Here is a 22412-nt window from a genome sequence, read left to right as displayed (position 1 = left end):
AACGGCCCCCACGCCCCTCGCCCGCAGTCGCCCTGGGCCGCTCGCGCGTTCGCGCGCATCCCGCACGAGCCATCGGCCCCATCCCTCGCGGGCTCGCGCGCGTTCCGCACGCGCCATCCACCCCGCCGATCGCGCATTCCGCACACGCCCGCACGCACGCGCGGCCGGAAAGGCCGGGCGCGTGCAGCTCGCCTTGGTCGCGCGTTCCGCACGCACCATCCACCCCTCCACTCGCGCATCTCGCACGCACCATCTGCCCACCGCTCGCAAGCCCCGCGCGCACGAGGCAGACCCATCTCCACAAGTGGGAAACCGACGGTTAACAACCGCCCGCACATTGTATATGATAGCGGGTAGCATCGCCTGTAAAATCGCCGTCAGAAACGGAGCCCCCATGCCCTCCCTCATCACCCACGACTTCTTCGGACGCGACGTCTACGACCGCCTGTTCGGCATCATCGGCGGCTCGCGCGACGAGGCCGAGGCGTTCCTTTTGGGCAACCAAGGCCCCGACCCGCTGTTCTACGCCGTGCTGAGCCCTCGTCTGCGCGCGCATCGCCGCCTGGGCAGCACGATGCACAGCAAGAAGCCCACCGAGCTTGTCAAGGCGCTCAAAGACGCGCTGTCCATCTTGAACGGCGCGGAGCTTCCCATCGGCCGCGCCTACGCGCTCGGGTTCCTCTGCCACTACGCGCTCGACTCCACCGCGCACCCGCTCGTGTACTTCCACGAGTACCGCCTGTGCGACGCCGGCGAACCGGGCCTTTCGCGCGCCGACGGCAGCGAGGTCCACAGCCTTATCGAAAGCGAGCTCGACGAGCTTGTGCTGTTCACGCGGCGCGGGCAGACCGTCGCCACGTTCGACCCCTCCGCGGAAATCCTCAAAGCGAGCGACTTCGTGCTGCACGTCATCTCGAAGCTCTACGTCTACCTGGCCCTCACCGTGTACGGCGAGATCGTGCCGGAACGCCTGTTCACCATCGCCGTGAAAGACTTCCGCGCCGCGCAGCGCTTCTTTCATTCGCCAAGCGGGCGCAAGCGCGCCCTCGTCGGCCGCCTCGAGCAGCTGGCGCGCCCGTTCTCGTTCTACCGCTCGATGAGCCACCGACCCGTCGAACTCGCCGAAAGCGCCTTCGACAACCGCGCTCGCGACGTTTGGGAGAACCCCTTCACGGGCGAGACGCGCACCGCAAGCTTCCAAGACCTCTACGACGAAGCGCTCGAGAAGGCCCAGGCGAGCATCGCCTCGTTCGACCGCGACGGTTTCAACCTCGAAGCCGCGCGCGCCATCACGCACGACCTCGACTTCTCGGGGCGGCCCGTGGTGGCCGTGCTCGTGGCCGTCGAGGACGACGCGCCCGCGCGCGCCTGAGGCGGTTCGCATGCTCGACGTCGTCCTCGCCGTGCCCTTCTGGCTGGAGATGGCCGCTACGCTGACCGGCGGCCTGTCGGGCGCCATGAGCGCCGTGCGGGCGCGCTACGACATCTTCGGGGTGGTGTGCATCGCCATCGTCACCGGGCTGGCCGGCGGCATCATGCGCGACCTCCTTCTGCAGAACTACGGCATCTACGCGTTCCAGCGGCCCACGCTCATCCTCGCATGCGCGGTGGCGGGCGTGGTGGTGTTCTACTTCGGCAAGCTGGCCACCTACCTCGATCCGGTGGTGGACCTGCTCGACAACCTGTCGGTGGCGCTGTGGGCCGTCATCAGCGTGGGCAAGGGGCTCTCGGCCGGGCTCGACGTGGTGCCGGCCATCATCCTGGGCACCATCACCGCCGTGGGCGGCGGCATCCTGCGCGACATCGCCATGAACCACGAGCCCAACGCGTTTCAGGCGGGCGCGCTGTACGGGTCGGCCGCGCTCATCGGATCGACGGCGTACGCGCTCATGGCGCAGAACCACATCCTGGACTCCTACGCACCCGCCACCTGCGCCGTCCTCGTGATCGGGATACGCTACGCATCGCTGTTCTTCGGATGGAGCACCAAGCCACCCAAGGACTACTCGGACGTGGTGACCAGCGTCGTGACGCGCCCCGTGAAGTCCGTGGCGCGGCGCGTGCGGCCGCCGAAGGGCAAGATCGAGCGCGACAAGGAGCGCAACCGCGCCTATGCGCGGCTCAAGTACGTGTGGGCGCGGCTCAACGGCGAGATCCCGCCGCCGCGCAAGCGCCGCGAGCTCGAGGCGGCGAGGCGCGCGGACGCGGGCGTCGATGCGGGTGCCGGCTCCGGGACGGGAACGGAGACGGGTGCGCACGCGCAAAGCCGCACCGGAGGATCGGCGACCGCCGCCGCAACGACCGTTGCGGGCGCGAGCGCCGCCGCAACCGGGCGGGCAGACGAAGGCGCGCGAACGGACGCCGGCGCAGACGCCGCGAGCGATCCGAGCGACCGCATCATCGTCAGCCGCGAAGAGCTGCACCGCATCCTCGAGGCCAGCGCCGGCGCAGACCCCGCCGATGCCGACAGCACCCCCCGCGACCCCTTCGAGCCGCGCCTTTAACGCATCTCGGGAAGCCACTCGAAGCCACGCCCGCGCCCTGCCGCAGGGGATGCGTTGTAGCCCAAAACACGCGAGGTCCAAAGGCAACATGCGCCGCATCCCTCTGTCGCATGGGGCGCGCTGCAACCCAAAACGCGAATAGGCGGGGCATCCTCGAAACCTCGCGAACGCCCCGCCTCGTCCTTGCCGGAAGGCGCAGCAACCCGCCCCGCGCCCTGCGCAACGGATCGCTTCGTCTCACCCGCCCTCCACGCAACGGCCTGCCCCGCCGACGGCCCGCCCTGCAGACGGCCCCGTCCGCAACCCCGCCCAGCGAGAAGAGGCCGCCCCCATCGCCCTGAGGCGCCTACACGTTCTTCAGCAAAATGGAGCTCATCATGTCGGCGGCGTGCTCGCAGGAGTCGCAGCACTTCTCCATGCGGTCGAAGATTTGCGACCATACCAGCACGCGCATCGGATTCTCACGATCATTGGTGTGCAGCTTGCGGATGACGCGCATGTACAGTTGGTCGGCCTCTTCCTCGTAGGTGTTCACATCTACGATGAGCTGCTTGAACGTCTTCGACTTCTTGAAGTTGCGGAAATCCTCCATCGCTTTGTCGAGCGCTTCGCAGCTCTTCTTGATGAGCAGCGCGAACTCGAGGGCGTCGTGGTGCATGAAGTGCACATCGTACATGTAGAAGCGCTGCATCACGTCCTCGATGTAGTCGATGATGTTGTCGAGGTACTGGGACAACTCGATGATGTCCTCTCGCTCGATAGGAGTGATGAAGTCGGTTGCCACCGTCTTGAAGATAGCATGGTTGATTTCGTCGCCTTTGTGCTCAAGCTCGTGCGCGCGCTCCATAACTCCCTTCAAGTGCTCGGCTTCAGTGAAGCCCTCGATGGCTTCGATCAGGAGATCGGCCTCCTTCACCGCCACTTCCGTCTGCTTTTCGAATGCGTCGAAATAATCGAACTTCGCCTTCTTGGCCATGGGCCCTCCTTACGAGAACATCAGGAACAGGTGGGCGAACGCGAACCCAAGCACTCCGCACCCAGGAAACGTCAGCACCCACGTCTTCACCATATCGACGGCGATTCCCCACTTCACCGCGCTTTTGCGTTTCGCGGCACCCACGCCCATGATCGCCGTCGTGTTCGTGTGCGTGGTGGAAACCGGCAAGCCGGCGAAAGTGGACAACATAAGGCAGAAAAACGTCGCGCAACTGGCGGCGAACCCCTGGAACGGCTCGAGCTTCACCATGTCCACGCCGACGCTCTTGATAATGCGCTCGCCCCCGACAGCCGTGCCGACACCCATATTGAGCGCGCAAAAGAACATGAGCCACACGGGTAGGACCATCTGGTCGGTCTGGCTCGACCCCGTCGCCAACGCGATGGCCAGCACGAAAATGCTCATGAACTTCTGGCCGTCCTGGGCGCCGTGCATAAACGCCACGGCCGCTCCGGAGGCCACTTGCGCACAGCGGAAGAACGCTGAGGAGCGACGTCGGTCGACGTTGCGGCAGCACCGTGCGACCACCTTGGAATTGGCCCATCCAAGGAAGAACCCAAGCAGCGTAGACAGCACGATGCCGTAGACCACCTTCACCCACTCCGCGCCGTTGATAGCACCGAACCCACCTTGCAGCGCTACGGCCGCACCGGTGAGACCCGCGATGAGCGAGTGGCTCTGGCTGGTGGGAATACCGAAATACCAAGCCGTAGCGCCCCATACGATGATGGCCACCATGGCAGCCATGAGCGCAATGAGGGATTGTCGCGCGTCACCACCGAAATCGACCATGTTGAAGATGGTGTGCGCAACTGCCGACGTGACCAACGACACCGCGAGCAAACCGAAAAAGTTGCAGATCGCTGCCATAAGGACAGCGCGTTTGGGCTTCATGGCTCGCGTGGAAACCACGGTTGCGATGGCATTGGGCGCATCAGTTGCACCGTTCACGACGATGACACCGATGGTGAGCAGGGTCACCGCCACCAGAACCGGGCTCGAAGCGAGCCCGGCGATGAACGTCGCCCACTCTATGGTCACAAACACCCTTTCGAAAAGATGACAAAAGGCCGACAACTCATCAGTTTAGCGCATATTCGACGATGCGGAAGGGTTTCCCGCCTCCTTTTTACCGGCAACCGACGGCCCATCGGTGAAAAACCCGCGAAGGACGTTCAGCAACCCCTACTCAACGCCGCGGTGCCGAGCACGGCATCCGAACAGTGGTACAGTAACGAGCCGGAGGGAACACGAGGGACGCTAGGGAGGATGTGCAGGCGCATGCTCGAGCTTGCACAAAAACGCGAAACCCTCGAACACGCCCAAAACGGCGCCGCGAGCACCCGCCAAATGCCACGGGCGCTCGCACCGGTGCGCACGCACGCATGAAAGTGCGGCGTATCGATAGGAAAACGGGGAGGGTATCATGGAGGGACGACGCCAACTGACACTGCAGACGGTTGATTTGACCGCGAGTTTCATGGTGTGGGTCGCCTTGTCGTCGCTTCTGCCCTCCATTCGGCAAGATATAGACGTCCCCGCCAGCCAAGTGGGATTGGTCACCGCTGTTCCCGTGGTGCTGGGCTCGATCCTGCGCGTCCCCATGGGCCATTGGGCAGGCCTGTTCGGGGCGCGGACCGTGTTCTTGACCAGCTTTGCCGCGCTCCTCGTTCCCGTTTGGTTTCTCAGCGAAGCGTCGACAACTGCCGACTTGCTGATGGGCGGCATGTTCCTGGGCATCGCGGGCGCGGTGTTCTCTGTGGGCGTAACCTCGTTGCCGAAGTATTTCCCCTCGCGACGCCACGGCTTCGTGAACGGCGTATACGGCTTCGGGAACATGGGCACAGCGCTTAGCACGTGGCTTGCCCCCGAGGCGGCCTCGGCCATCGGATGGCGTGATGCCATGAAACTGTACCTCGTGCTGCTCGGGGCGCTCATAATCGTGAATTTCGCGCTGGGCGACCGTCGCGAACCCCGCACGCGCGCATCCGCCATCCGGCAGCTTCGGATCGTCGCAACCGATACGCGGCTGTGGGCCTTGTCGCTGTTCTACTTCGTGACGTTCGGAGCGTTCGTCGCGCTTACCGTATATCTGCCAAGCTTCCTTACATCGCACTACGGGATGAGCGAGACGGATGCGGGAGCCGCGACCTCGACGTTCATCGTGCTCGCGGCTGGCGTGCGCGTGCTTGGAGGCTGGCTGGGTGACCGGCTGGACTGCTATCGGCTCCTCGCGGGCGCGTTCGCCGCGTTGGCGCTCGGCGCAGGCGTGCTGGCCGCTGCGCCGGGACTGCCGACGTATCTGGCGGGCATCTATCTGATTGGCATCGCATGCGGCATCGGAAACGGTGCAGTGTTCAAGCTGGTTCCTCTGCACTTCGCAGAGCAGGCCGGCCCCGCCAACGGCATCGTGTCGATGATGGGCGGGCTCGGCGGATTCTTCCCGCCGCTCGCATTGAGCGCATCGACAACGACGTTCGGTACGGAAGCAATCGGCCTAGCCGCTTTCGGCGCCTTCTCCTTGGCATGCCTGGCGATGACGCTCGCCATGCACAGACGCTGACCGAACGCCCAACGTAAGGCCCATCTCATCAACTACGCACAAGCTGCATGCAGGATTCCACGCTTCAAATGGCCGCAGAATCCCTTTTTGGCACAAGAATCGCTCGGAATCGGACCATGCGCCTCTTGCCGGTTTTCGCAACCTGGGTTTTCCCGGCAGGTACTCTCTCGCATGATGGATTCCGCGCCAGAACGGGATTCCGCGGCCATTTTCGCGCCGAATTCGTGCACCGGGCGCTCTTCGGCAAAATCGCAAGAGGCCCACCCCCCCCCCCGGATTGGAGAGGGTGAAGCCCTTTTACGCGTAGTAGGCGAACACGCGCTTGCGCTCGGCGCCGATAGTGGTGAGGTCATTGTGACCTGGAAGCACGATGGTGTCGTCGGGCAGCACCGCCAAGCGCTTGAGCGAACGGCGCATGGCGCCCATGTCGCCGCCCGCGAAATCGGTGCGGCCGATGGAGCCGCAGAACAGCGTGTCGCCCGACACGAGCACCGGCGCTGCGGCGATATCGGTGCCGAACTGGGAGTCGATGAACAGGCACATGCTACCCTCGGTGTGCCCCGGGGTGAGAATGACCTTCCATGGCATGTTCCCTATCTTGAGAACGTCGCCGTCGTTCACCACGTGGTCGACTGGGCACGGCGCGAAGCGGGTGTCGTCGCGTGGCAGCTTCCTCTCGCCCGAGATGATGGGCGCGTCCACGGCTGACGCGACCACCGTTGCGCCGGTCTTGTCGCGCAGCTCCTTCGCCGCGCCCACGTGATCGGAGTGGCGATGCGTGAGAACGATCGCGTCCACCGAGCCGTTGGCGGCGCCGAGGATGTCGTCGGCCTTGCACGACGGGTCCACCACGATGGTGGCCGAGCCGTCGGAAATGAGGTACACGTTGTTCTGCAGCATGCCGAGCACAAGGTACTCGATGGGCACGCATGCGCCCTTCACGGTTCGGGTCTGGGCCATAGTGATCCGTCCTTTCATACGTTGACAATTCGTCGGCGCGGGCAAGACCTTCGCGCTATCAAAAAGCGACTCTCCCTGCGGCCAAGCGCGTTTCGTGCCCGAAGGCCAGAAGCGGCGCCGAGAGCGGAGGCCGCGAAAGCTCTCAACGAGGCAGCACCCGCCACCCTGCCGAACGACGGGTGCGCCCGCTACTTCTTCTTCGCGCTCCCGGCCTTGGGAACCATACGGCGAGCATCGAACACCCCTTCCACACCGCGCAGCCTGCTCAGCACGACGTCGATATGATTGACGTCCGACACCTGGAACAAAAAGCGCATCTCCACCATACCGTCGCGATGCGACGTGGTTGACGACGACAGCACGTTGGCACCCTGCTCCGACAAGATGACCGCCACGTCGCGCAGCAGATTCATGCGGTCGAGCGCGTCGATGAACACCTCCACTTTGAACGACGTGTTCTTCGGAAGATCGCTTTCCCAGGCTACTTCGATGATACGCTCGGGCGTCTGCTTGAGATCCTGCGCATTCGGACAATCGGCGCGATGCACCGACACGCCGCGGCCGCGCGTGACGAAGCCCAGGATGTCGTCGCCCGGCACCGGGTTGCAGCAGCGAGACAGGCGCACGAGCACGTCGTCGATGCCCTTCACCACCACGCCGTTTGAAGTGTGCGCCTCGTGTCTTTTCGGCGTTTTCACGCTGGTCAACATCGGAGGCAGCTTGCCGGTGGACATGTCGCCCGCACCCAAACCGAGCGCCTCGTCGGCCTCGCTGCCCCTGTCGACGAGCACTTTGAGCAGGCGGTTGCCCACGTGTTGCGCGCTCTCCTTGCCCGTGCCGATGTTCACGAGCATGTCGTCGGCATCCTTGAAACCCATATGCTCGGCCACCGATTTGAGGGCGCGCATGGACTGAGCGCTCGAGATGCCAAGGCCGTGCTTGCGCATCTCGCGCGTGAGCTTGTCACGACCGACCTGCAAGTCGTCGCCACGACTGGCCTTGCTGAAGTACGAGCGGATCTTGCTGCGCGCGCTCGGCGTCTTCACGATGTTGAGCCAATCGCGCGAGGGGCTTGCGCTCTTCTGGGTGAGGATCTCCACGCGGTCGCCCAGCTGCAGCTCGTAGGTGAGCGGCACGATGGCCCCGTTCACCTTCGCGCCCACGCAATGGTTGCCCACCTCGGTGTGTATAGCGTAGGCGAAATCGACCGGCGTCGACCCGGCGCGCAGGCTCATGACCTCGCCTTTCGGCGTGAACACGAACACCTCGGTGGGCGCGAGGTCGACCTTGAGATCCTTCAGGAACTCACGCGAATCCTGCGTCTCGTCCTGCCAATCGATCATCTGGCGCAGCCACGCCAGCTGCTGATCGAGCGCATCGCCGCCCTTTCCGCTCTTCTCCTTGTAGCGCCAGTGCGCGGCCACGCCGTACTCGCTTTGACGATGCATGTCCTCGGTGCGGATCTGCACCTCGAGGGGGCGCCCCGCCGGACCGATGACCGTGGTGTGCAGGCTCTGGTACATGTTGAACTTCGGCATGGCGATGTAGTCTTTGAAGCGGCCCGGCATCGGATGCCACAGCGTGTGCACCGCGCCAAGGGCCGAGTAGCAGTCCTTCACCGTCTTGACGATCACGCGCACCGCGATGAGGTCGTATATCTCCGAGAAGCCCTTGCCCTTCTTCGTCATCTTCTGGTAGATGGAGTAGAGGTGCTTCGGACGGCCCATGATCTGCGCCTGGATGCCGACCTTCTCCATCTCGCCGTGCAGTATGGAGATGATCTGGTCGAGATAGTGCTCGCGCTCTGCACGGCTCTCCGTAACCATGCGGCTGACCTGCTTGAACTTGTTGGGCTCCAAATAGTAGAACGACAGATCCTCAAGCTCCCACTTGATGTTGTTGATCCCGAGGCGATGCGCGATGGGGGCGTAGATCTCAAGCGTCTCGCGCGCTTTGAATATGCGACGGTCCTCGCGCAGGGCGCCGAGCGTGCGCATGTTGTGCAGGCGGTCAGCCAACTTGATGACGATGACGCGGATGTCCTTGCTCATGGCCACGAACATCTTGCGAATGGTCTGCGCCTGTTCGTCCGAGAGGCTCTCCACTTCGATGCGCGTGATCTTAGTCACGCCCTCGACAAGCTGCGCCACCTGCGGGTTGAACTCCTCTGCCACTTGCTCGGCCGTGACCTTCGTGTCCTCGACGGTATCGTGCAGGAGCGCCGCGATGAGCGTCTCGACGTCCATGCGCAGATCGGTGAGAATGATGGCCACCTCCACAGGATGCGCGACGAACGGCTCGCCGCTCTTGCGGCATTGACCCGCATGCGCCTCGCTCGCGAACCGGAACGCCTTCGCCAAAAGCGCCTCGTCGGGCTCCGACAGGTACGTGGACGTGAGCCGCTGCAGCTCGGCGAAACGATCCTCGGGCGTTTCGGCGCGAGGAACGTCTTTCTTCGCGTCGGACGCGAACGACTTCTCGGCCACGTGGGGGCGTCCCAAAAGATTGTCCTCCACGGTCTGCTTGTTCGAAGCGGCTCCGGGAGTGATTCCCAACAGCTCTTCGCGATCGCTTTTATCGCCCGCGCTCATCGTTTCGCCCCCTCTCCGCTCCACGAGCCTCAGCCGGCAGGATGGGGCGCGAAACGCGCGCTTCCAAGGTGCCAGAATCGCTCTTCATCGCCCAGTCTCGAAACGCATGGAATATCTCGCGCTCCCCCAGGCCCTCGCGGTAGCGCACGCTGTCGGTGAGCTCGACTTTGCCCTGCGTCTCCTTGACATGGATGGAACGCGCCATGCCATCCGCTCCGTACGCGGTGTGCGTCTCGACAAGGCCAAGCTCGCGGAACACCGCCACGCCGCACGCCGCGGAGGCCGGGCTCACCGGGAAAGCGTCGGTGCTGGCCGCATCGGCCAGCTCGGCATCGCTCAACGTGAAGAAAGGCTCGGCGCTTCGACGCTGCAGCGCGCGCAGCGTACGGTACACCTGCGCGAGGCAGTCGTGGTCGGGCGTCATGTCTCGCAGGATGTGCTCGTTGATGCCGGCATCGGCGCGCCCGAACAGAAGATGGATGCCCGCAGGCCGGCCGTCACGCCCCGCACGACCGCTCATCTGGTTAAACTCGATCTCGTTGAACGGCAGGTGGTAGAGCACCACATGGCGGATGTTGGGAATGTCGACGCCCTCTCCAAACGCGGAGGTGGCCACGAGCACTTTGAGCGCATCTGTTCGGAACAACTCCTCGATGCGCTTGCGCTCGGCGCGGGAGAGGCCTGCGTTGTAGAAGCCGATCAGCGGAGCCATCTGCGGCACGCGCTTGCGCAGCGCCCGCGCCACCGCCACGGATCGCTCGCGGGAGTTCACGTAAACGACGGCCTTCTCACCGCAGGCCACGAGGTTGGCAAGATAGTCGTCGCGATTCTTGAGGTTGCGCCGATCGTCCACCTTGAGGTTGGGACGCGAAGCAGGATCGCACACGCACACGTCCACTGGCAGCTCGCGCCTGATAGCGTCGGCAACATCGTCGCCAGCCGTAGCGGTGAGCGCAAGCACCGCGAGGGAAGCGCAAGCGGCAAGGCTCCCTCCTGAGAGCGCATGGTCGCCCGTCTGCCGACCGGAGCGAGACACCGCGTCGCATCGCCCCTCTTCGCACGCGAAGGCCTCCGAAACCCCCTTCCCTTCGGCAGGCGCAAGGCAAGGGGAAGCGGACGCGAGAGCCGACGCGCTGGATGTGTCGGAAGGGGCAGAGAGTCGAGCGATCGCCGAGCCGATCGTGGCGTAGGCCACGCGCTGCCCCGCCCTCGCAAGGCCCACGTGGTGAGCCTCGTCCACTACGACGAACCGCACGCGCCCGGTGGAGGCGAACTCCTCGGCATGCCACGCGAGGAACTCCGGCGTGGTGAGCGCGATGTCGAACGTGCCGTCGGACAAACCAGCAAAGCCCTGGCGACGCTCCTCGGGCGTGCTCTCGCCCGTGAGAACGACCACGCCGATACCGAAGCGGTCGAGCGCCTCGCGCAAATGAAAGGCCTGGTCTGCGATAAGTGCGCGCAGCGGATAGACGAACAGGCTGGCTTCATGGCATGCAAGCGCACGCACAGCGGCGTGCACCTGGAACGTGAGCGACTTGCCGCGCCCCGTCGCCATGATGCCAAGCACCGACCTTCCGGCGCGCAAATGATCGAGCACCTCTCGCTGAGCGTCATGCAGTGAACGGTCCCCAATGATTGCGCGCACGACCTCGCGCTCGAGCGCTCCGGGATCGGCGGTAGCGCGGCGCTCCCATTCCTTCCGGTTCGCGGCGCGGGCGGCCTCGTAGGCCTCCACGTCCTCGGGGCGGTGCGGCGCATCGGCAACAAGCTCAGCGTCGCTCGTTGCGTACAGGTCGGCCACGAACGTGAGGCTTTCCGGATTGAGGCATGCTTCGAGCGCACCGCACGTGCGCGCGGGCGCAAGCGATTGCAGCATGGCCTTCACCGAACGGCGACCGCGCCATTCGTCTATCTGCACCTCGAACGCAGCGTTCACCACGCTGTCCGTGCTCATGAGAGCCTCGATGTCCGAGCAATGGAACATGATCCCCGACACTGTTGAGCGACCGTCGGAAAGGGCGCACGAGAAATGGTTCTTCTCCGCGCCCACCGCACGGCAGTTCGCCAGCGTCACGTCGCGCGCCAGGTAGACGGGCACGGGATGCTCCTGCCCGAAAGGAGCGAGCCGTTCGAGTTGGGCCACGCTGTCCAGCGTGAGCTCGTCGAGCCCCACGCACGCATCGATGTTCACGAGTGGATGGAACGCGCCCTCCGGCAAGTCGTCCAAAAAGGAAGCGAGGCGGCGCTCGAACTCCGGCAGGTTCTCCGCAGGCAGCGTCACCCCCACGGCCGCCTCGTGGCCTCCGAATCGCGTGAGCAGATCGGAAGCGCTCTCCACCGCCTTGAACAGGTTCACCTGCCCCACGCTGCGGCCCGATCCGCGCGCTTCTTCGCCGTCGATGGTGAACAGCAGGCTGGGCACGCCGTAAGCGTTCACCAGGCGGCTGGCAACGATGCCCTTCACCCCCTCGTGCCAGCCCTCCCCCGCCACGACGAGCGCGCGCTGGCCGTGGTAGACCTCTGCAGCTTGGGCTTTCGCGATCTCCGAGAGCTCGGCTTCGATGGCGCGCCGCTGGTCGTTCACGGCCTCCAGCTGGGAAGCCAGGCGCTGAGCCTCGGCCAGGTCGTCGGTCATAAGCAGATCGAGCGCGAGCTGCGCATCCCCCATGCGACCGGCAGCATTGAGTCGAGGGATGACCGAGAAGCTGAGGTTCGTGGCGCTGACGGGCTTGTCGGCCGCGCCGCTCGTAGCGAGAAGCGCGGCGATGCACGGGCGCGGTGCGGCGTTCATGCGCGCGATACCGCATGCGACGAGCGCACGGTTCTCGCCGCGCATGGGCATGAGGTCGGCCACAGTGCCGAGCGTGGCGAGGTCGGTGTAGTCGCGCCAGAGGTGAGGCTTGCCCAGACGGCCCCCCAAAACCTGCACGAGCTTGAGCGCAACGCCCACGCCGGCCAAGATGGAGCTTTCGCAGGCGGGATCGCATTTCGGATCGGCCACGGGCACGCCCTCGGGCACGAGATCGGCCGGTTCGTGATGGTCGGTGATGGCTAGCCCCAAACCTGCTTCTACGATGGCCGCCGCCTCGTCCTTGCAGGCGATGCCGCAATCCACCGTGACGATGAAGTCCGGGCCGAGCGCACGTGCGCGGGCGAAGGCGGCCTCGGAAAGCGCGTAGCCCTCCTCGAAGCGCAAGGGGATGAACGGCGTGGCTTTGGCGCCAAGAGCACGCAGACCGCGAGTGAGCACGGCGGTCGCCGAAATGCCGTCGAGGTCGAAGTCGCCGAACACGAGGATGTGGTCGTCGCGCTTCACAGCGGCTTCCAGCGCATCGGCCACTTCTGAGAGACCGGGAATGGCATAGGGGTCGAGCCAATCGCGATCGAGCGAAGGGGAGAGGAATCGGCGCGCCTCGGCGGCGTCGGCGATTCCGCGGGCGACAAGGGTGGCGGCGACGAAACGCGGCAAACCGAGCGCGCGTTCAAGACGCGCCACAGCCTCCGGATCGGCCGCCTTGATGTTGAACCGGGCAGACATGGCTTAAGGTACCTCACATGCAAGAAATTCGAATAGTCCGCTTGCCATTTTCCCACAATCGGAAGGCCGTGTCACCGAGAATCGCAACACAGATGGCCCCCACGCGCCCGCAGGAGATGCAAAGGGAGGAGCGCGCCTCGCGGGACGGGCGCCGAAAGGCGCGCCGTCGTCGCGGACGCGAAACCCCTCTCCTGCATCGCCCCGGCACCATCGGGGCGTCCAGCGCGCCGCCCATCGCCAAAAGGCCGCACGCACCCTTGCACCAGCGAAATGCCCGCCAGCCCTGAGCGGAACCCGCAATCCGCCAACCCGGCCTACCTCTTTTGGAACGCGTCCATGAGGACGGAGACCACGCCGCACAGGAGGCCGCCGACAGGCCAAGCCAGCCAGAAGTACGTGGAACCACCGGATTCCCAATCCACGTCGTCGATGTTCTGACCGTTGAACAGCGGGGCGAACAGCAGAAGCAATCCCACCAACGTCGCCGCCATCATGATGGCGGCGCAGACGGCGCCCACCTTCTGCCTGTGCCTCCTCTTCTGCAAAAACGCAGCTTTGCGTTCCTCCTCGATGGCCAGATTCGCAATCTCCTCAATCTCCAGATCGTCCGCTACGCTCTTGTTGTACTGAGCCACATTCGTGCGACCGTACATCATGGCGAAATGCGTGATCAGCCACGTCCCTACGGCGGCTAGTATGATGAGCACCGACGGTCCAACGTTCTCGTACGCTCCGTCCTCCGTCAGCAGAACAGCCAGCACGCCTGCGAAGATGATCCCTATGCCGACCACCATGCCGTATGTAAGCCGCCTGCTGGCCGCAGACTTCTCCTCGGCGGTGTAGAAGTCCTCGATGTAGGGGTGCGCCTTCTGAAACGCCGAATGCTCCATGCCGGCGGGAATGATAAGCGAAAGCCCCGCCAGAAGGCCCAAAAGGAAAACGACCATGAACAGCGCGTCGGGGTTGGCGAAAGGCAGCACGCGCCAGCCTTCGAACAGAGAGCCGATACCGGCGCCCAGCACGATGATCGCGATGCCCGTGGGCACCTTCCGCGCAAAGCGGCGCATATGCTCGTCGTAACCGCAGACGTCCTGCGGAGCGCCCTGGGGCACGGTTGCGCCCGAGCGCGCGGCGGGACGGGCCGTCAGATCGCCCTTCACCAGGTCGTCCAGCGTGCAGTCGAAGATATCGCACAGCTTCAGTAGCTTGTCCATCTCGGGATAGGCGCGCTCGGCCTCCCACTTCGTCACCGATTGGCGGCTGACGCCCAGAAGCATCGCCAACTGCTCTTGGGTCATGTTGCGCGTGGCGCGCAGATGCTGTAGGTTGTCGCGGAAACTCACGGGTGGTCCTTTCATCGTCGGGTGAGGTGCTTCGTCTCGCCGGCGATTCCACTATGCGGTGGCAAGCCGTTCCATTCTACCAACATGCGGCTGCATTTCGGGAAACTTCCAGGCGCCTTGCGGTTGCAATCACCTGATGAGGGATGCTTTCGCGAAAAAAATTTCCAGCAGAGGAGAGCGCGCCCGCCGCAGCGCCGTGACGCGCAGAGCGGGTGCGGCGCTTCCGCATGCAAGCGGGGTGCATGCAAGAGGGTGCCGCGCCCGCCGCAAAGCCGCGATGCGCGGGGCGGGCGCGACGCGAAAGTGAACGAAACGATACGAGATCGTACGAGCACGGCGCATTTCGCGCACAGCCCTTCCCTCGCGCGCGCCGATGGGCGATACTGCGCGCAGACCGAACGGGCTTTCCGAAATCGAAAGGCCCCCAACCGAAAGGACAGGATATGAAGATCTCCGCTCGCAACCAGCTCAAGGGCGCCATCAGCGCCATCGCTGAAGGCGCGGTGAACGGCGTGGTCACCATCGACCTCGGCTCCACGCAGATCAAGGCCGACATCACGATGGAGGCCATCAAGGATCTGGGCCTGAAGGAGGGCATGGACGCCGTGGCCATCGTCAAGGCCAGCAACGTGATGTTCGCCGCCGGCACCGAGCGCGTCGCGGGCATCTCGGCCCGCAACCAGCTCGCCGGTACCGTGGCGTCCGCGAAGAAGGGCGCCGTGAACGGCCACGTGGCCATCGAGACGGCCGACGGCGCGCGCATCATGGGCTCCATCACGAACGAGGCCATCGACGAACTGGGCCTGGCCGAAGGCGGCAAAGCGCTCGCCATCGTGAAGGCCACCGACGTCATCGTAGGCGTGGAGTAAACGCCGCTCACAAAGGGACGGAGGCCCGCGCCGGTGCCCGCGCCCACCATTTGCAAACGGCCGCTCGAATGAGCGGCCGTTTCTTTTTTCCAAACGGAAGATTTCTGAAAGAGGGTGGCGGCGACCCCTTGGCTTCGACGGATTCGAGCAGCAACATCATGACCATGCACACCCTGGAGGGCACCGTGACGGAAGTGAGCGACGAGCCCTTCCCCTGCGGCGAGGCATCGCATCCCACCTTGGACGAACCGCTGACGGGAAGGCACGTCATCGAGGGGTATAACGACGGCAGCGCAGCAGCATAAGCGCACGTTTCGGCGAAGGGCGATGCGGCGATCGCATCGCCCTTTGCGCACGCTGCCGTTCGCTTGCGCGCAGTCGCCTCAGCGGGAAGGCGGGCGAATCGTTTCGCCCATATCACCCACATCACCCGTTTCGCCGCTGACGTATCGGCGCTGGCAGATGCGCTGTTTACGCGCCGAAGCTTTTGCCCAGTTCGCGAGCCTTCTCCAAGGCAGGATTGCCCTCGATGTCGCCGATGTCGGCCACGTTCGGACACAGCACTTGGCCCTTGTCGGTCCAGCCCACGTGGCCCATCAGGCGCTCGTACCAGTAGACGCTCTCCTCGAAGCCGTCACCCTCGGCCGCCATCAAAAGCGCACACTCCCTCGGCGGCACGTCGAGGCCGCCCTCGCCTTCAGCCGTGGCGAACAAGCGGTCCACCGCCACCTTCAGCTGGGCGCTCACCGTCCACCAGTACAGCGGCGAGGCGAACACCAGCGCGTCAGCCGTGCGGTACGCGTCGTAGATGGCGCGCATGTCGTCCTTTTGCACGCACGGATTCTCGCGCGTGCGGTCGCCGCCGAAGCAGCCCTTGCACGCGCGGATGTCCATCCCTTCGAGGAAGAACACCTCCACCTCGCAGCCGGCTTCGCGCGCCCCCTCGGCAAACGCCTCCACCAACGCCGAAGTGTTCCCCCGCTTCCGCGGACTTCCGTTCAGCACCACGATCTTCTTCGACATATCGTCCCCCTTCTTTCGTTCATCACGTCTGCCACGTTCGTCGTTGGCAAGCAAACGCGGCGCGGCCAGCATACACCCCGGTTTCCGCAACCTCGCGCTCCGCGCGCAACCCCGCGTGCCGCACGTTCTCGCGATGCCGCACGCGCACCGAGCCGAAGATGGCGCGGGCACGGCTGTAGGCGCGGCCGCCATCGACGTTGCGCGCACATCCCGAGGTCGATCGCATCGCCGCGCGAAAAGTCGGCCCCGTAGATGATATCCCATGTCACGCGCATCTCGATACCCCTTCAACCCGAGAATCGATGCGACACCCTTTCCCCGCTCTGGCGACCCAATCCCGCCGTTTGATCACGCTATGGCGCAAGGAGGTAAGCCCCCCCCCCCCGTGCTCGAATGCGCCACGTCCGAAATGCTCGCCGACGAGCCGTCCGCAACCACTGATGGGGCCGCCCGCTACGCAAAAGCCACCGCAATCCCCTCCCGTGCAGAAAAACCCTCCATTTCTGGCCACGAAACCGCGTTCTGGCACGCCTTGGAAGCAATTCGACCGTTACGATTTTACTGACCTGGCCTTTTGCCTCGAGTGATTTCCCTTTTCGGTCGACAAGCCCCGAATTCCGTGCCAGAACGCGGTTTCGTGGCCAAAAACGCGCCTCTCTTCCGCACGCCGCTCGGGCTCGACCGAACAGTAGGCCGACCAAGCGCCCGGACAAACGGAAGATCACCGCGTCGACCTCTCTATCGGACAACCAAGCGCCCGTCCTCACCCCCCCCCCCGGACGAACGCGCCTCGCGCTCACCGCCGCGTTCGCCGACGACACGACGCAGGCGAAAACCTCCACCGTCGCCCCCGTCGTCGGCTTCAAGAAGCGCTCCGACTCCCACCAGGAGCGGCGGGCCATTGCTTTCGAGGCATGAACGACGCCTGGAGCGCAGACGAAAACGGCCCGAGTGACGGCGCAAGCCCGCTCGACGCTGCGGAAGCCCAGCCGTTCGTCCTCGCGGAGATCTCCCGTCAGCCAGACCGAACGACAAGCGCCGCCACCCCCGACGCGTTGAGCGCCTTGAGCCGCATGCGCCGCTGGCAAGAGAACGGCGCAAAGCGGCACCCGCCTATCCGCGACCATCTTGCAACCGCTTCACCCTTACTCCGAGCAAAAAACGCAAGGCAAGCGCCCGCCCCCGACCCAGTAAAACAAAAAACCGACGAAAGCGGGAACCTTTCGCCCTCCTGCCGCATGTTAGAGTACGAAGGAGGTGATGAATCATGGCTACCTCGACGCGAACAGAAGAATTCGTCGAGCACGTCCTGAACGAATGGGGAGGCCTCGTGTACCGGCTCGCCCTGAGCCAAACGCGCTCGCCCCACGACGCGGACGATGTGGCGCAGGACGTGTTCCTGCGGCTCTTGCACGACGCCACGCCGTTCAAAGACGAGGAACATCTGAAAGCATGGCTCATCCGCGTCACCGTCAACCGGTGCAAGGAGCTGCGCCGATCGGCCTGGAAGCGGCGCGTCGACACGATGGATGAAACCTCTCCGGCGCTCGCGAATCTGGAAGCCCCCGTTCAGGAGCTTGTCGCCGACGAAGTGTGGGAGGCGGTCCGAAGGCTCCCCGACCACCTGAGGCTTGTCGTGCACCTGCATTATCTCGAAGGCTATCCCGTCGCCGACGTCGCACGGCTGATCGGCTGCAACCCCAACACCGTGCGCACACGGCTTCACCGAGCGCGCAAGAAACTCAAACTCGACCTAGAGAAGGAGGCAAAGCATGGAACGAACGCCCCTGAATCGCTGCCGATCGCTCATGAGCAGTGTTGACCTGCCCGACCACGTGCGCAAACGCATCATGGACGAAGCCGCTTGCGCGCAGAAGCGCGCCCTCCCCGACCAGCGAGAGGCCCTGATCGCCCCTCGTCCCTTCGCACCGGCGCAGACCGGGGCAGACCGCCTCGCAACGCGACGGCACCGCCGAGCCCGAGGCCTTGCAGCGGCATGCGCGGCGGCGATCGTCCTCGGAGCAGCGTTCGCCAGCGGTATCGCGCCCCTGCCCGACGCCTTGTCCCAACTCGGCATCTTTTCGGAGCCTGGCGCTTCGCCTTCGACCGGCTCGGCGCACGACAACCACTTCGTGCTGTCGGCCTATGCGGCTGAAAGGAACGGGGGCGACGAGTCGTCTGCCACGCTCGAACTGCACGACTTCGGCCTCACGGGAGGCTGGGGCTGCGGCGATTACGACGGGGAGACCGGCGAAGCGCACAGCGACGGCGACGACCCCGCTTGCGTCGGCGACGACGGCCAGCGCTTCGCCCAAGTGCGCAACCCGCTCGACCTCAGCTGCCTCGGCGACAACATCCAATCCATCACGTACACCATCGGCGGCTCGCGCGTGCACTTCACCAGCGAGAACCGCACGTACGGCCCCTTCGACGACAGCCCCGTCGATTTCGAGCAGACGGACAGCTTCACCGTGGCCTACGACGAGCAGAGCGCCGACAAGAAGGAGCTAAGGCGGGAGCTGGTGGCGTACTTCCCTCTGAACGAACGGGGATCGGAAATCCAAACGACCCTCGAAGCCCATTGGGAACAGCAGCAGCGCATCCACGAAGGCGCGGATTACGACAAAGACAAACTGCTCTCCGACGACAAGGCGCAGGCGCTCAACGACGAACTGGAGAGCATCGTCATGCAAGGATACGCCGAACTGCTCGCAGATGCGCCCCTCACGTTAACCGCAACGTTCACCGACGGAACGACGCAGACGAAAACCTACGTCATCGCCCCCGTCGATGACTTCGAAGAGCAGTGGACCGTCTATAGGGAAGAGCGCTCCAAATCCTCCATCGAGCGTCTTTTCTCGTTGGCCGAGCCCACGCTTTACACCATCACGGAAATCACGGAGTAGCCCCGTCCCTCGTCCCTGAACGAACGGAGGGCCGGATCGTTCGATCCGGCCCTCCGGGCTGTGCTGGGCGCCTGCTTTGTTCGTGGCGTGGCGAGATGCGTGTATGCTCGTTGCGCGCCCTCTTGTCTTGAACCGGGAGCAGATCCCGGAGAATTAGGCAACCACCTGCGCTCTCATCTCGCTGATCCTCTGGAAGGCGGCTGCGGCGCCCGAGGTGATCTGCACCGCGCCGTCCACGCCCACTTCGAGCAGCGTCGGCGCCTGCATGATGCGGTAGCGCTGCGCCAACTCGACGTTCTCTTCCGCAAGCAGCTCTTCGTAGGCGATGCCGGCCGCGTCCAACTGGGCGGCGGCATGCTTGCAGTTCGGGCACGTGCGCGTGGCGACGAGGTAAACGCCTGCGGGAAGCGCGCTGCGATCGAGAGCGGAAGCGGCAACGGGGACGACCGGTGCGGCCTCGCCCAGCGCCGCGGCGACGTCGTCCGACACGACGACCGCCTCCCCGCCGTCGGCGCGCGCAGCCGCCTTTCCACCCAAAGCGGCGTCAAGCGTCACGTGCGACCCGGCCTGCCCCGCCTGCTCGGCCGCAGCCGCCGTCCGCACGCCCGAGCGGGTCAGGTGCGAGTGCGCCAGATCGTACTCCACGCGGTCGGCGAACTCCTGGCTCTTGCCGTCGTTCCAATTCTTCACCGGACGATAGTAGCCGGTGATGCGCGAGTACACCTCCGTTTCCTCGTGGCAGCACGGGCATTCGTACACCTCGCCGGCGATGTAGCCATGGTTCTTGCACACCGAGTACGTGGGCGACAGCGTGTAGTACGGCAGCTTGTAGTTCTCGGCGATCTTGCGCACGAGCGTGGCCGCCGCCTTCCAATCGGGAAGCTTCTCGCCCAAAAACGCATGGAACACGGTGCCGGACGTGTAGAGCGTCTGCAGCTCGTCTTGCACGTCGAGCGCGCTGAAGATGTCGTCGGTGAAGCCCACCGGCAGATGCGACGAGTTCGTGTAGTACGGTTTTCCCTGGTCGTTGGCCGTGACGATGTCGGGGAACTGCTCCTTGTCGTGCTTGGCGAAGCGGTACGTGGTGCTCTCGGCCGGCGTGGCCTCGAGGTTGTACAGGTCGCCGTATTTCTCCTGGTAATCGGACAGGCGGTCGCGCATGTGGTTGAGGACGTCCTTCGTGAACGCCTGAGCCGGCTCGTGCGTGAGGTCGACGCGCAACCAGCTGGCGTTCAGGCACGCCTCGTTCATGCCCACCAGGCCGATGGTGCTGAAGTGGTTCTCGAACGTGCCCAGGTAGCGCTTCGTGTAGGGGTACAGCCCCGCGTTCAGAAGGCGGGTGATCACCTCGCGCTTCGTCTTGAGCGAGCGCGCGGCCACGTCCATGAGGTGGTCGAGGCGACGGTAGAAGTCGGCCTCGTCGGAGGCGAGGTAGGCGAGGCGCGGCATGTTGATGGTGACCACGCCCACGCTGCCCGTGGACTCGCCGCTGCCGAAGAATCCGCCCGACTTCTTGCGCAGCTCACGCAGGTCGAGGCGCAAGCGGCAGCACATGGAGCGCACGTCGGAGGGTTCCATGTCGGAGTTGATGTAGTTGCTGAAGTAGGGCGTGCCGTACTTGCTCGTCATCTCGAACAGCAGACGGTTGTTCTCGGTCTCGCTCCAGTCGAAGTCGCTCGTGATGGAGTAGGTGGGGATGGGGTACTGAAAGCCCCGTCCGTTCGCGTCGCCCTCGATCATGATCTCGATGAACGCCTTGTTCACCATGTCCATCTCGCGCTTGCAGTCGCCGTAGGTGAAGTCCATCTCGCGCCCGCCCACGATGGCCGGCTGGTCGCGCAGGTCGGCCGGGCACACCCAGTCGAGCGTGATGTTGCTGAACGGCGCCTGCGTGCCCCAGCGCGAGGGAGTGTTCACGCCGAACACGAACGACTCCACGCACTGCTTCGTCTCCTCGTACGTGAGGTTGTCCACCTTCACGAACGGCGCGAGGTACGTGTCGAAGCTGCTGAATGCTTGGGCGCCCGCCCACTCGTTCTGCATGATGCCGAGGAAGTTCACCATCTGGTTGCAGAGGCTGGACAGGTGGCTCGCCGGCTTCGACGTGATCTTGCCGGGCACGCCGCCCAGGCCCTCCTGGATGAGCTGCTTCAAGGACCAACCCGCGCAGTAGCCCGTGAGCATGGACAGGTCGTGCAGGTGGATGTCGGCGTTGCGATGGGCGTTGGCCACCTCGTCGTCGTAGATCTCGGAGAGCCAGTAGTTCGCCGTGATGGCGCCCGAGTTCGAGAGGATCAGGCCGCCGACGGAGTACGTGACCGTGGAGTTCTCCTTCACGCGCCAGTCCTCCACCTTCACGTACTGGTCGACGAGGTCCTTGTAGTCGAGCAGCGTGGCGTTGGCGTTGCGCACCTTCTCGCGCTGGCGGCGGTAGAGGATGTAGCTTTTAGCCACGTCGGCGTACCCGGCGGTGGAAAGCACCTCCTCCACGCTGTCCTGAATGTCCTCGACGGCGATGACGCCGTTTTTGATCTTCGGTTCGAAGTGAGCGGTCACGTTGAGCGCCAGAAGGTCGATCGTAGAAGGATGGTACTGCTTTTCCAGCGCTTCGAACGCCTTGGCGATGGCGCTTGAGATCTTGGCGATGTCGAATTCCGCGACTTGGCCGTCGCGCTTCTGAACCTCGTACATGCTCGCTCCTTTTTCGCTTGACGCTGCGTTTCCCCTTGACCGTGCGATCGCGTGCGGCATCCATCCGCGCAGTGCGGCCCAGGTGTGCGATCGGTCGGGAATCGGTACTGCGTACCCTACCAGCGTCGGGCCGGCTCGTCAACGAATGTCACCCATATGTTGAAGATGAAAATCTCCCTACTAACAAGATGTGGTATGTTTTTACCATCTGGGGTTTTGCCGAGCGGACGAACGCGGCTCTACGAAAAGCGACCTGCGCGTTTAGAACAAACCTCCCCGATCGGGCTTACAGACGACATGGACACAAGGCGAAAACCGCCCACCTGCGCGTATCCGTTTTGCGTGGAATTTCCCCACGCGCGGGGGCGCGGTGCTTGGGGTGGTTTTGGCATGCCGTTTGCGGCTGGGGTGTGGCTCGTGTCAGGAT

The 22412-nt window shown here is 64.5% G+C and carries 15 protein-coding genes; 7 read left to right on the top strand and 8 right to left on the bottom strand.

All coding sequences use genetic code 11. From position 1 onward, the window contains the following. The first annotated feature begins 394 nt into the window (after positions 1-394). Together C2L80_RS08975 and C2L80_RS08970 are read left to right on the top strand one after the other, a co-directional pair. The gene (locus tag C2L80_RS08975; RefSeq protein ID WP_103263055.1) at positions 395-1372 is read left to right on the top strand and encodes a zinc dependent phospholipase C family protein; all 978 of its coding nucleotides are present in this window, start codon (positions 395-397) and stop codon (positions 1370-1372) included. A 10-nt stretch (positions 1373-1382) separates the two neighbouring features. Further along, entirely contained in the window at positions 1383-2504 is a 1122-nt protein-coding gene (locus C2L80_RS08970; RefSeq protein WP_224759093.1) for a trimeric intracellular cation channel family protein, read from the top strand. A 346-nt stretch (positions 2505-2850) separates the two neighbouring features. Here the strand turns inward: C2L80_RS08970 and C2L80_RS08965 are convergent, their stop codons facing one another. Both C2L80_RS08965 and C2L80_RS08960 read right to left on the bottom strand, forming a co-directional pair. Next, on the bottom strand, positions 2851-3480 hold the full coding sequence (locus C2L80_RS08965) for a DUF47 domain-containing protein (RefSeq protein ID WP_087194604.1): 630 nt from the start codon (positions 3478-3480) through the stop codon (positions 2851-2853). Positions 3481-3489: 9 nt separating this feature from the next. Beyond that, the gene (locus C2L80_RS08960; RefSeq protein WP_087195426.1) at positions 3490-4542 is read right to left on the bottom strand and encodes an inorganic phosphate transporter; all 1053 of its coding nucleotides are present in this window, start codon (positions 4540-4542) and stop codon (positions 3490-3492) included. Positions 4543-4927: 385 nt separating this feature from the next. Here C2L80_RS08960 and C2L80_RS08955 point away from each other — a divergent pair, with 385 nt between their 5' ends. After that, positions 4928-6064, top strand: a complete 1137-nt coding sequence (locus tag C2L80_RS08955) for an MFS transporter (protein WP_103263054.1) — start codon at positions 4928-4930, stop codon at positions 6062-6064. 297 nt (positions 6065-6361) lie between these two features. Here C2L80_RS08955 and C2L80_RS08950 read toward each other — a convergent pair whose 3' ends face one another. The 4 genes from C2L80_RS08950 to C2L80_RS08935 form a co-directional block, all read right to left on the bottom strand. Next, positions 6362-7024, bottom strand: a complete 663-nt coding sequence (locus C2L80_RS08950; RefSeq protein ID WP_087194601.1) for an MBL fold metallo-hydrolase — start codon at positions 7022-7024, stop codon at positions 6362-6364. A 188-nt stretch (positions 7025-7212) separates the two neighbouring features. Next, a complete protein-coding gene (locus C2L80_RS08945; RefSeq protein ID WP_087194600.1) occupies positions 7213-9615 on the bottom strand; it encodes a RelA/SpoT family protein in 2403 nt (800 codons plus the stop codon). Continuing rightward, positions 9599-13153 (bottom strand): single-stranded-DNA-specific exonuclease RecJ, encoded by a 3555-nt coding sequence (gene recJ, locus C2L80_RS08940; RefSeq protein WP_087195427.1) that lies wholly within the window; start codon positions 13151-13153, stop codon positions 9599-9601. Before recJ ends, C2L80_RS08945 begins: the two co-directional genes overlap by 17 nt. Positions 13154-13467: 314 nt before the next feature. Continuing rightward, positions 13468-14496 (bottom strand): helix-turn-helix transcriptional regulator, encoded by a 1029-nt coding sequence (locus C2L80_RS08935; RefSeq protein WP_087194599.1) that lies wholly within the window; start codon positions 14494-14496, stop codon positions 13468-13470. A gap of 443 nt (positions 14497-14939) precedes the next feature. Here C2L80_RS08935 and C2L80_RS08930 point away from each other — a divergent pair, with 443 nt between their 5' ends. Continuing rightward, positions 14940-15365, top strand: coding sequence for a TOBE domain-containing protein (locus C2L80_RS08930; RefSeq protein ID WP_103263053.1), 426 nt, complete (start codon positions 14940-14942; stop codon positions 15363-15365). Positions 15366-15523: 158 nt separating this feature from the next. Beyond that, positions 15524-15670: a hypothetical protein gene (locus C2L80_RS13900; protein ID WP_169999036.1), complete on the top strand. Its 147-nt coding sequence runs from the start codon at positions 15524-15526 to the stop codon at positions 15668-15670. Between the two features lie 166 nt (positions 15671-15836). Here the strand turns inward: C2L80_RS13900 and C2L80_RS08920 are convergent, their stop codons facing one another. Next, a complete protein-coding gene (locus C2L80_RS08920) occupies positions 15837-16388 on the bottom strand; it encodes a flavodoxin family protein (RefSeq protein ID WP_103263051.1) in 552 nt (183 codons plus the stop codon). A 1330-nt stretch (positions 16389-17718) separates the two neighbouring features. Between C2L80_RS08920 and C2L80_RS08910 the strand changes: the two genes are divergently transcribed. Both C2L80_RS08910 and C2L80_RS08905 read left to right on the top strand, forming a co-directional pair. Further along, the gene (locus C2L80_RS08910) at positions 17719-18210 is read left to right on the top strand and encodes an RNA polymerase sigma factor (protein ID WP_239938858.1); all 492 of its coding nucleotides are present in this window, start codon (positions 17719-17721) and stop codon (positions 18208-18210) included. Further along, entirely contained in the window at positions 18161-19294 is a 1134-nt protein-coding gene (locus tag C2L80_RS08905) for a hypothetical protein (RefSeq protein WP_129589928.1), read from the top strand. Before C2L80_RS08910 ends, C2L80_RS08905 begins: the two co-directional genes overlap by 50 nt. A 153-nt stretch (positions 19295-19447) precedes the next feature. Here C2L80_RS08905 and C2L80_RS08900 read toward each other — a convergent pair whose 3' ends face one another. Beyond that, a complete protein-coding gene (locus C2L80_RS08900) occupies positions 19448-21985 on the bottom strand; it encodes a ribonucleoside triphosphate reductase (protein ID WP_103263047.1) in 2538 nt (845 codons plus the stop codon). Positions 21986-22412: the final 427 nt, after the last annotated feature.

Origin of the sequence: Rubneribacter badeniensis (assembly GCF_002899695.1) — a bacterium.
Lineage (GTDB): Bacteria > Actinomycetota > Coriobacteriia > Coriobacteriales > Eggerthellaceae > Rubneribacter > Rubneribacter badeniensis.
Note: the sequence above shows the minus strand (reverse complement) of the source record. Positions and strands in the feature narration are given on the sequence as shown.

Excerpts from the sequence above, each read along its gene's own strand:
- C2L80_RS08975 (WP_103263055.1), top strand. The coding sequence starts at position 395 with ATGCCCTCCCTCATCACCCACGACTTCTTCGGACGCGACGTCTACGAC.
- C2L80_RS08970 (WP_224759093.1), top strand. The coding sequence starts at position 1,383 with ATGCTCGACGTCGTCCTCGCCGTGCCCTTCTGGCTGGAGATGGCCGCT.
- C2L80_RS08965 (WP_087194604.1), bottom strand. The coding sequence starts at position 3,480 with ATGGCCAAGAAGGCGAAGTTCGATTATTTCGACGCATTCGAAAAGCAG.
- C2L80_RS08955 (WP_103263054.1), top strand. The coding sequence starts at position 4,928 with ATGGAGGGACGACGCCAACTGACACTGCAGACGGTTGATTTGACCGCG.
- C2L80_RS08950 (WP_087194601.1), bottom strand. The coding sequence starts at position 7,024 with ATGGCCCAGACCCGAACCGTGAAGGGCGCATGCGTGCCCATCGAGTAC.
- C2L80_RS08945 (WP_087194600.1), bottom strand. The coding sequence starts at position 9,615 with ATGAGCGCGGGCGATAAAAGCGATCGCGAAGAGCTGTTGGGAATCACT.
- recJ (WP_087195427.1), bottom strand. The coding sequence starts at position 13,153 with ATGTCTGCCCGGTTCAACATCAAGGCGGCCGATCCGGAGGCTGTGGCG.
- C2L80_RS08930 (WP_103263053.1), top strand. The coding sequence starts at position 14,940 with ATGAAGATCTCCGCTCGCAACCAGCTCAAGGGCGCCATCAGCGCCATC.
- C2L80_RS13900 (WP_169999036.1), top strand. The coding sequence starts at position 15,524 with ATGACCATGCACACCCTGGAGGGCACCGTGACGGAAGTGAGCGACGAG.
- C2L80_RS08920 (WP_103263051.1), bottom strand. The coding sequence starts at position 16,388 with ATGTCGAAGAAGATCGTGGTGCTGAACGGAAGTCCGCGGAAGCGGGGG.
- C2L80_RS08905 (WP_129589928.1), top strand. The coding sequence starts at position 18,161 with ATGGAACGAACGCCCCTGAATCGCTGCCGATCGCTCATGAGCAGTGTT.
- C2L80_RS08900 (WP_103263047.1), bottom strand. The coding sequence starts at position 21,985 with ATGTACGAGGTTCAGAAGCGCGACGGCCAAGTCGCGGAATTCGACATC.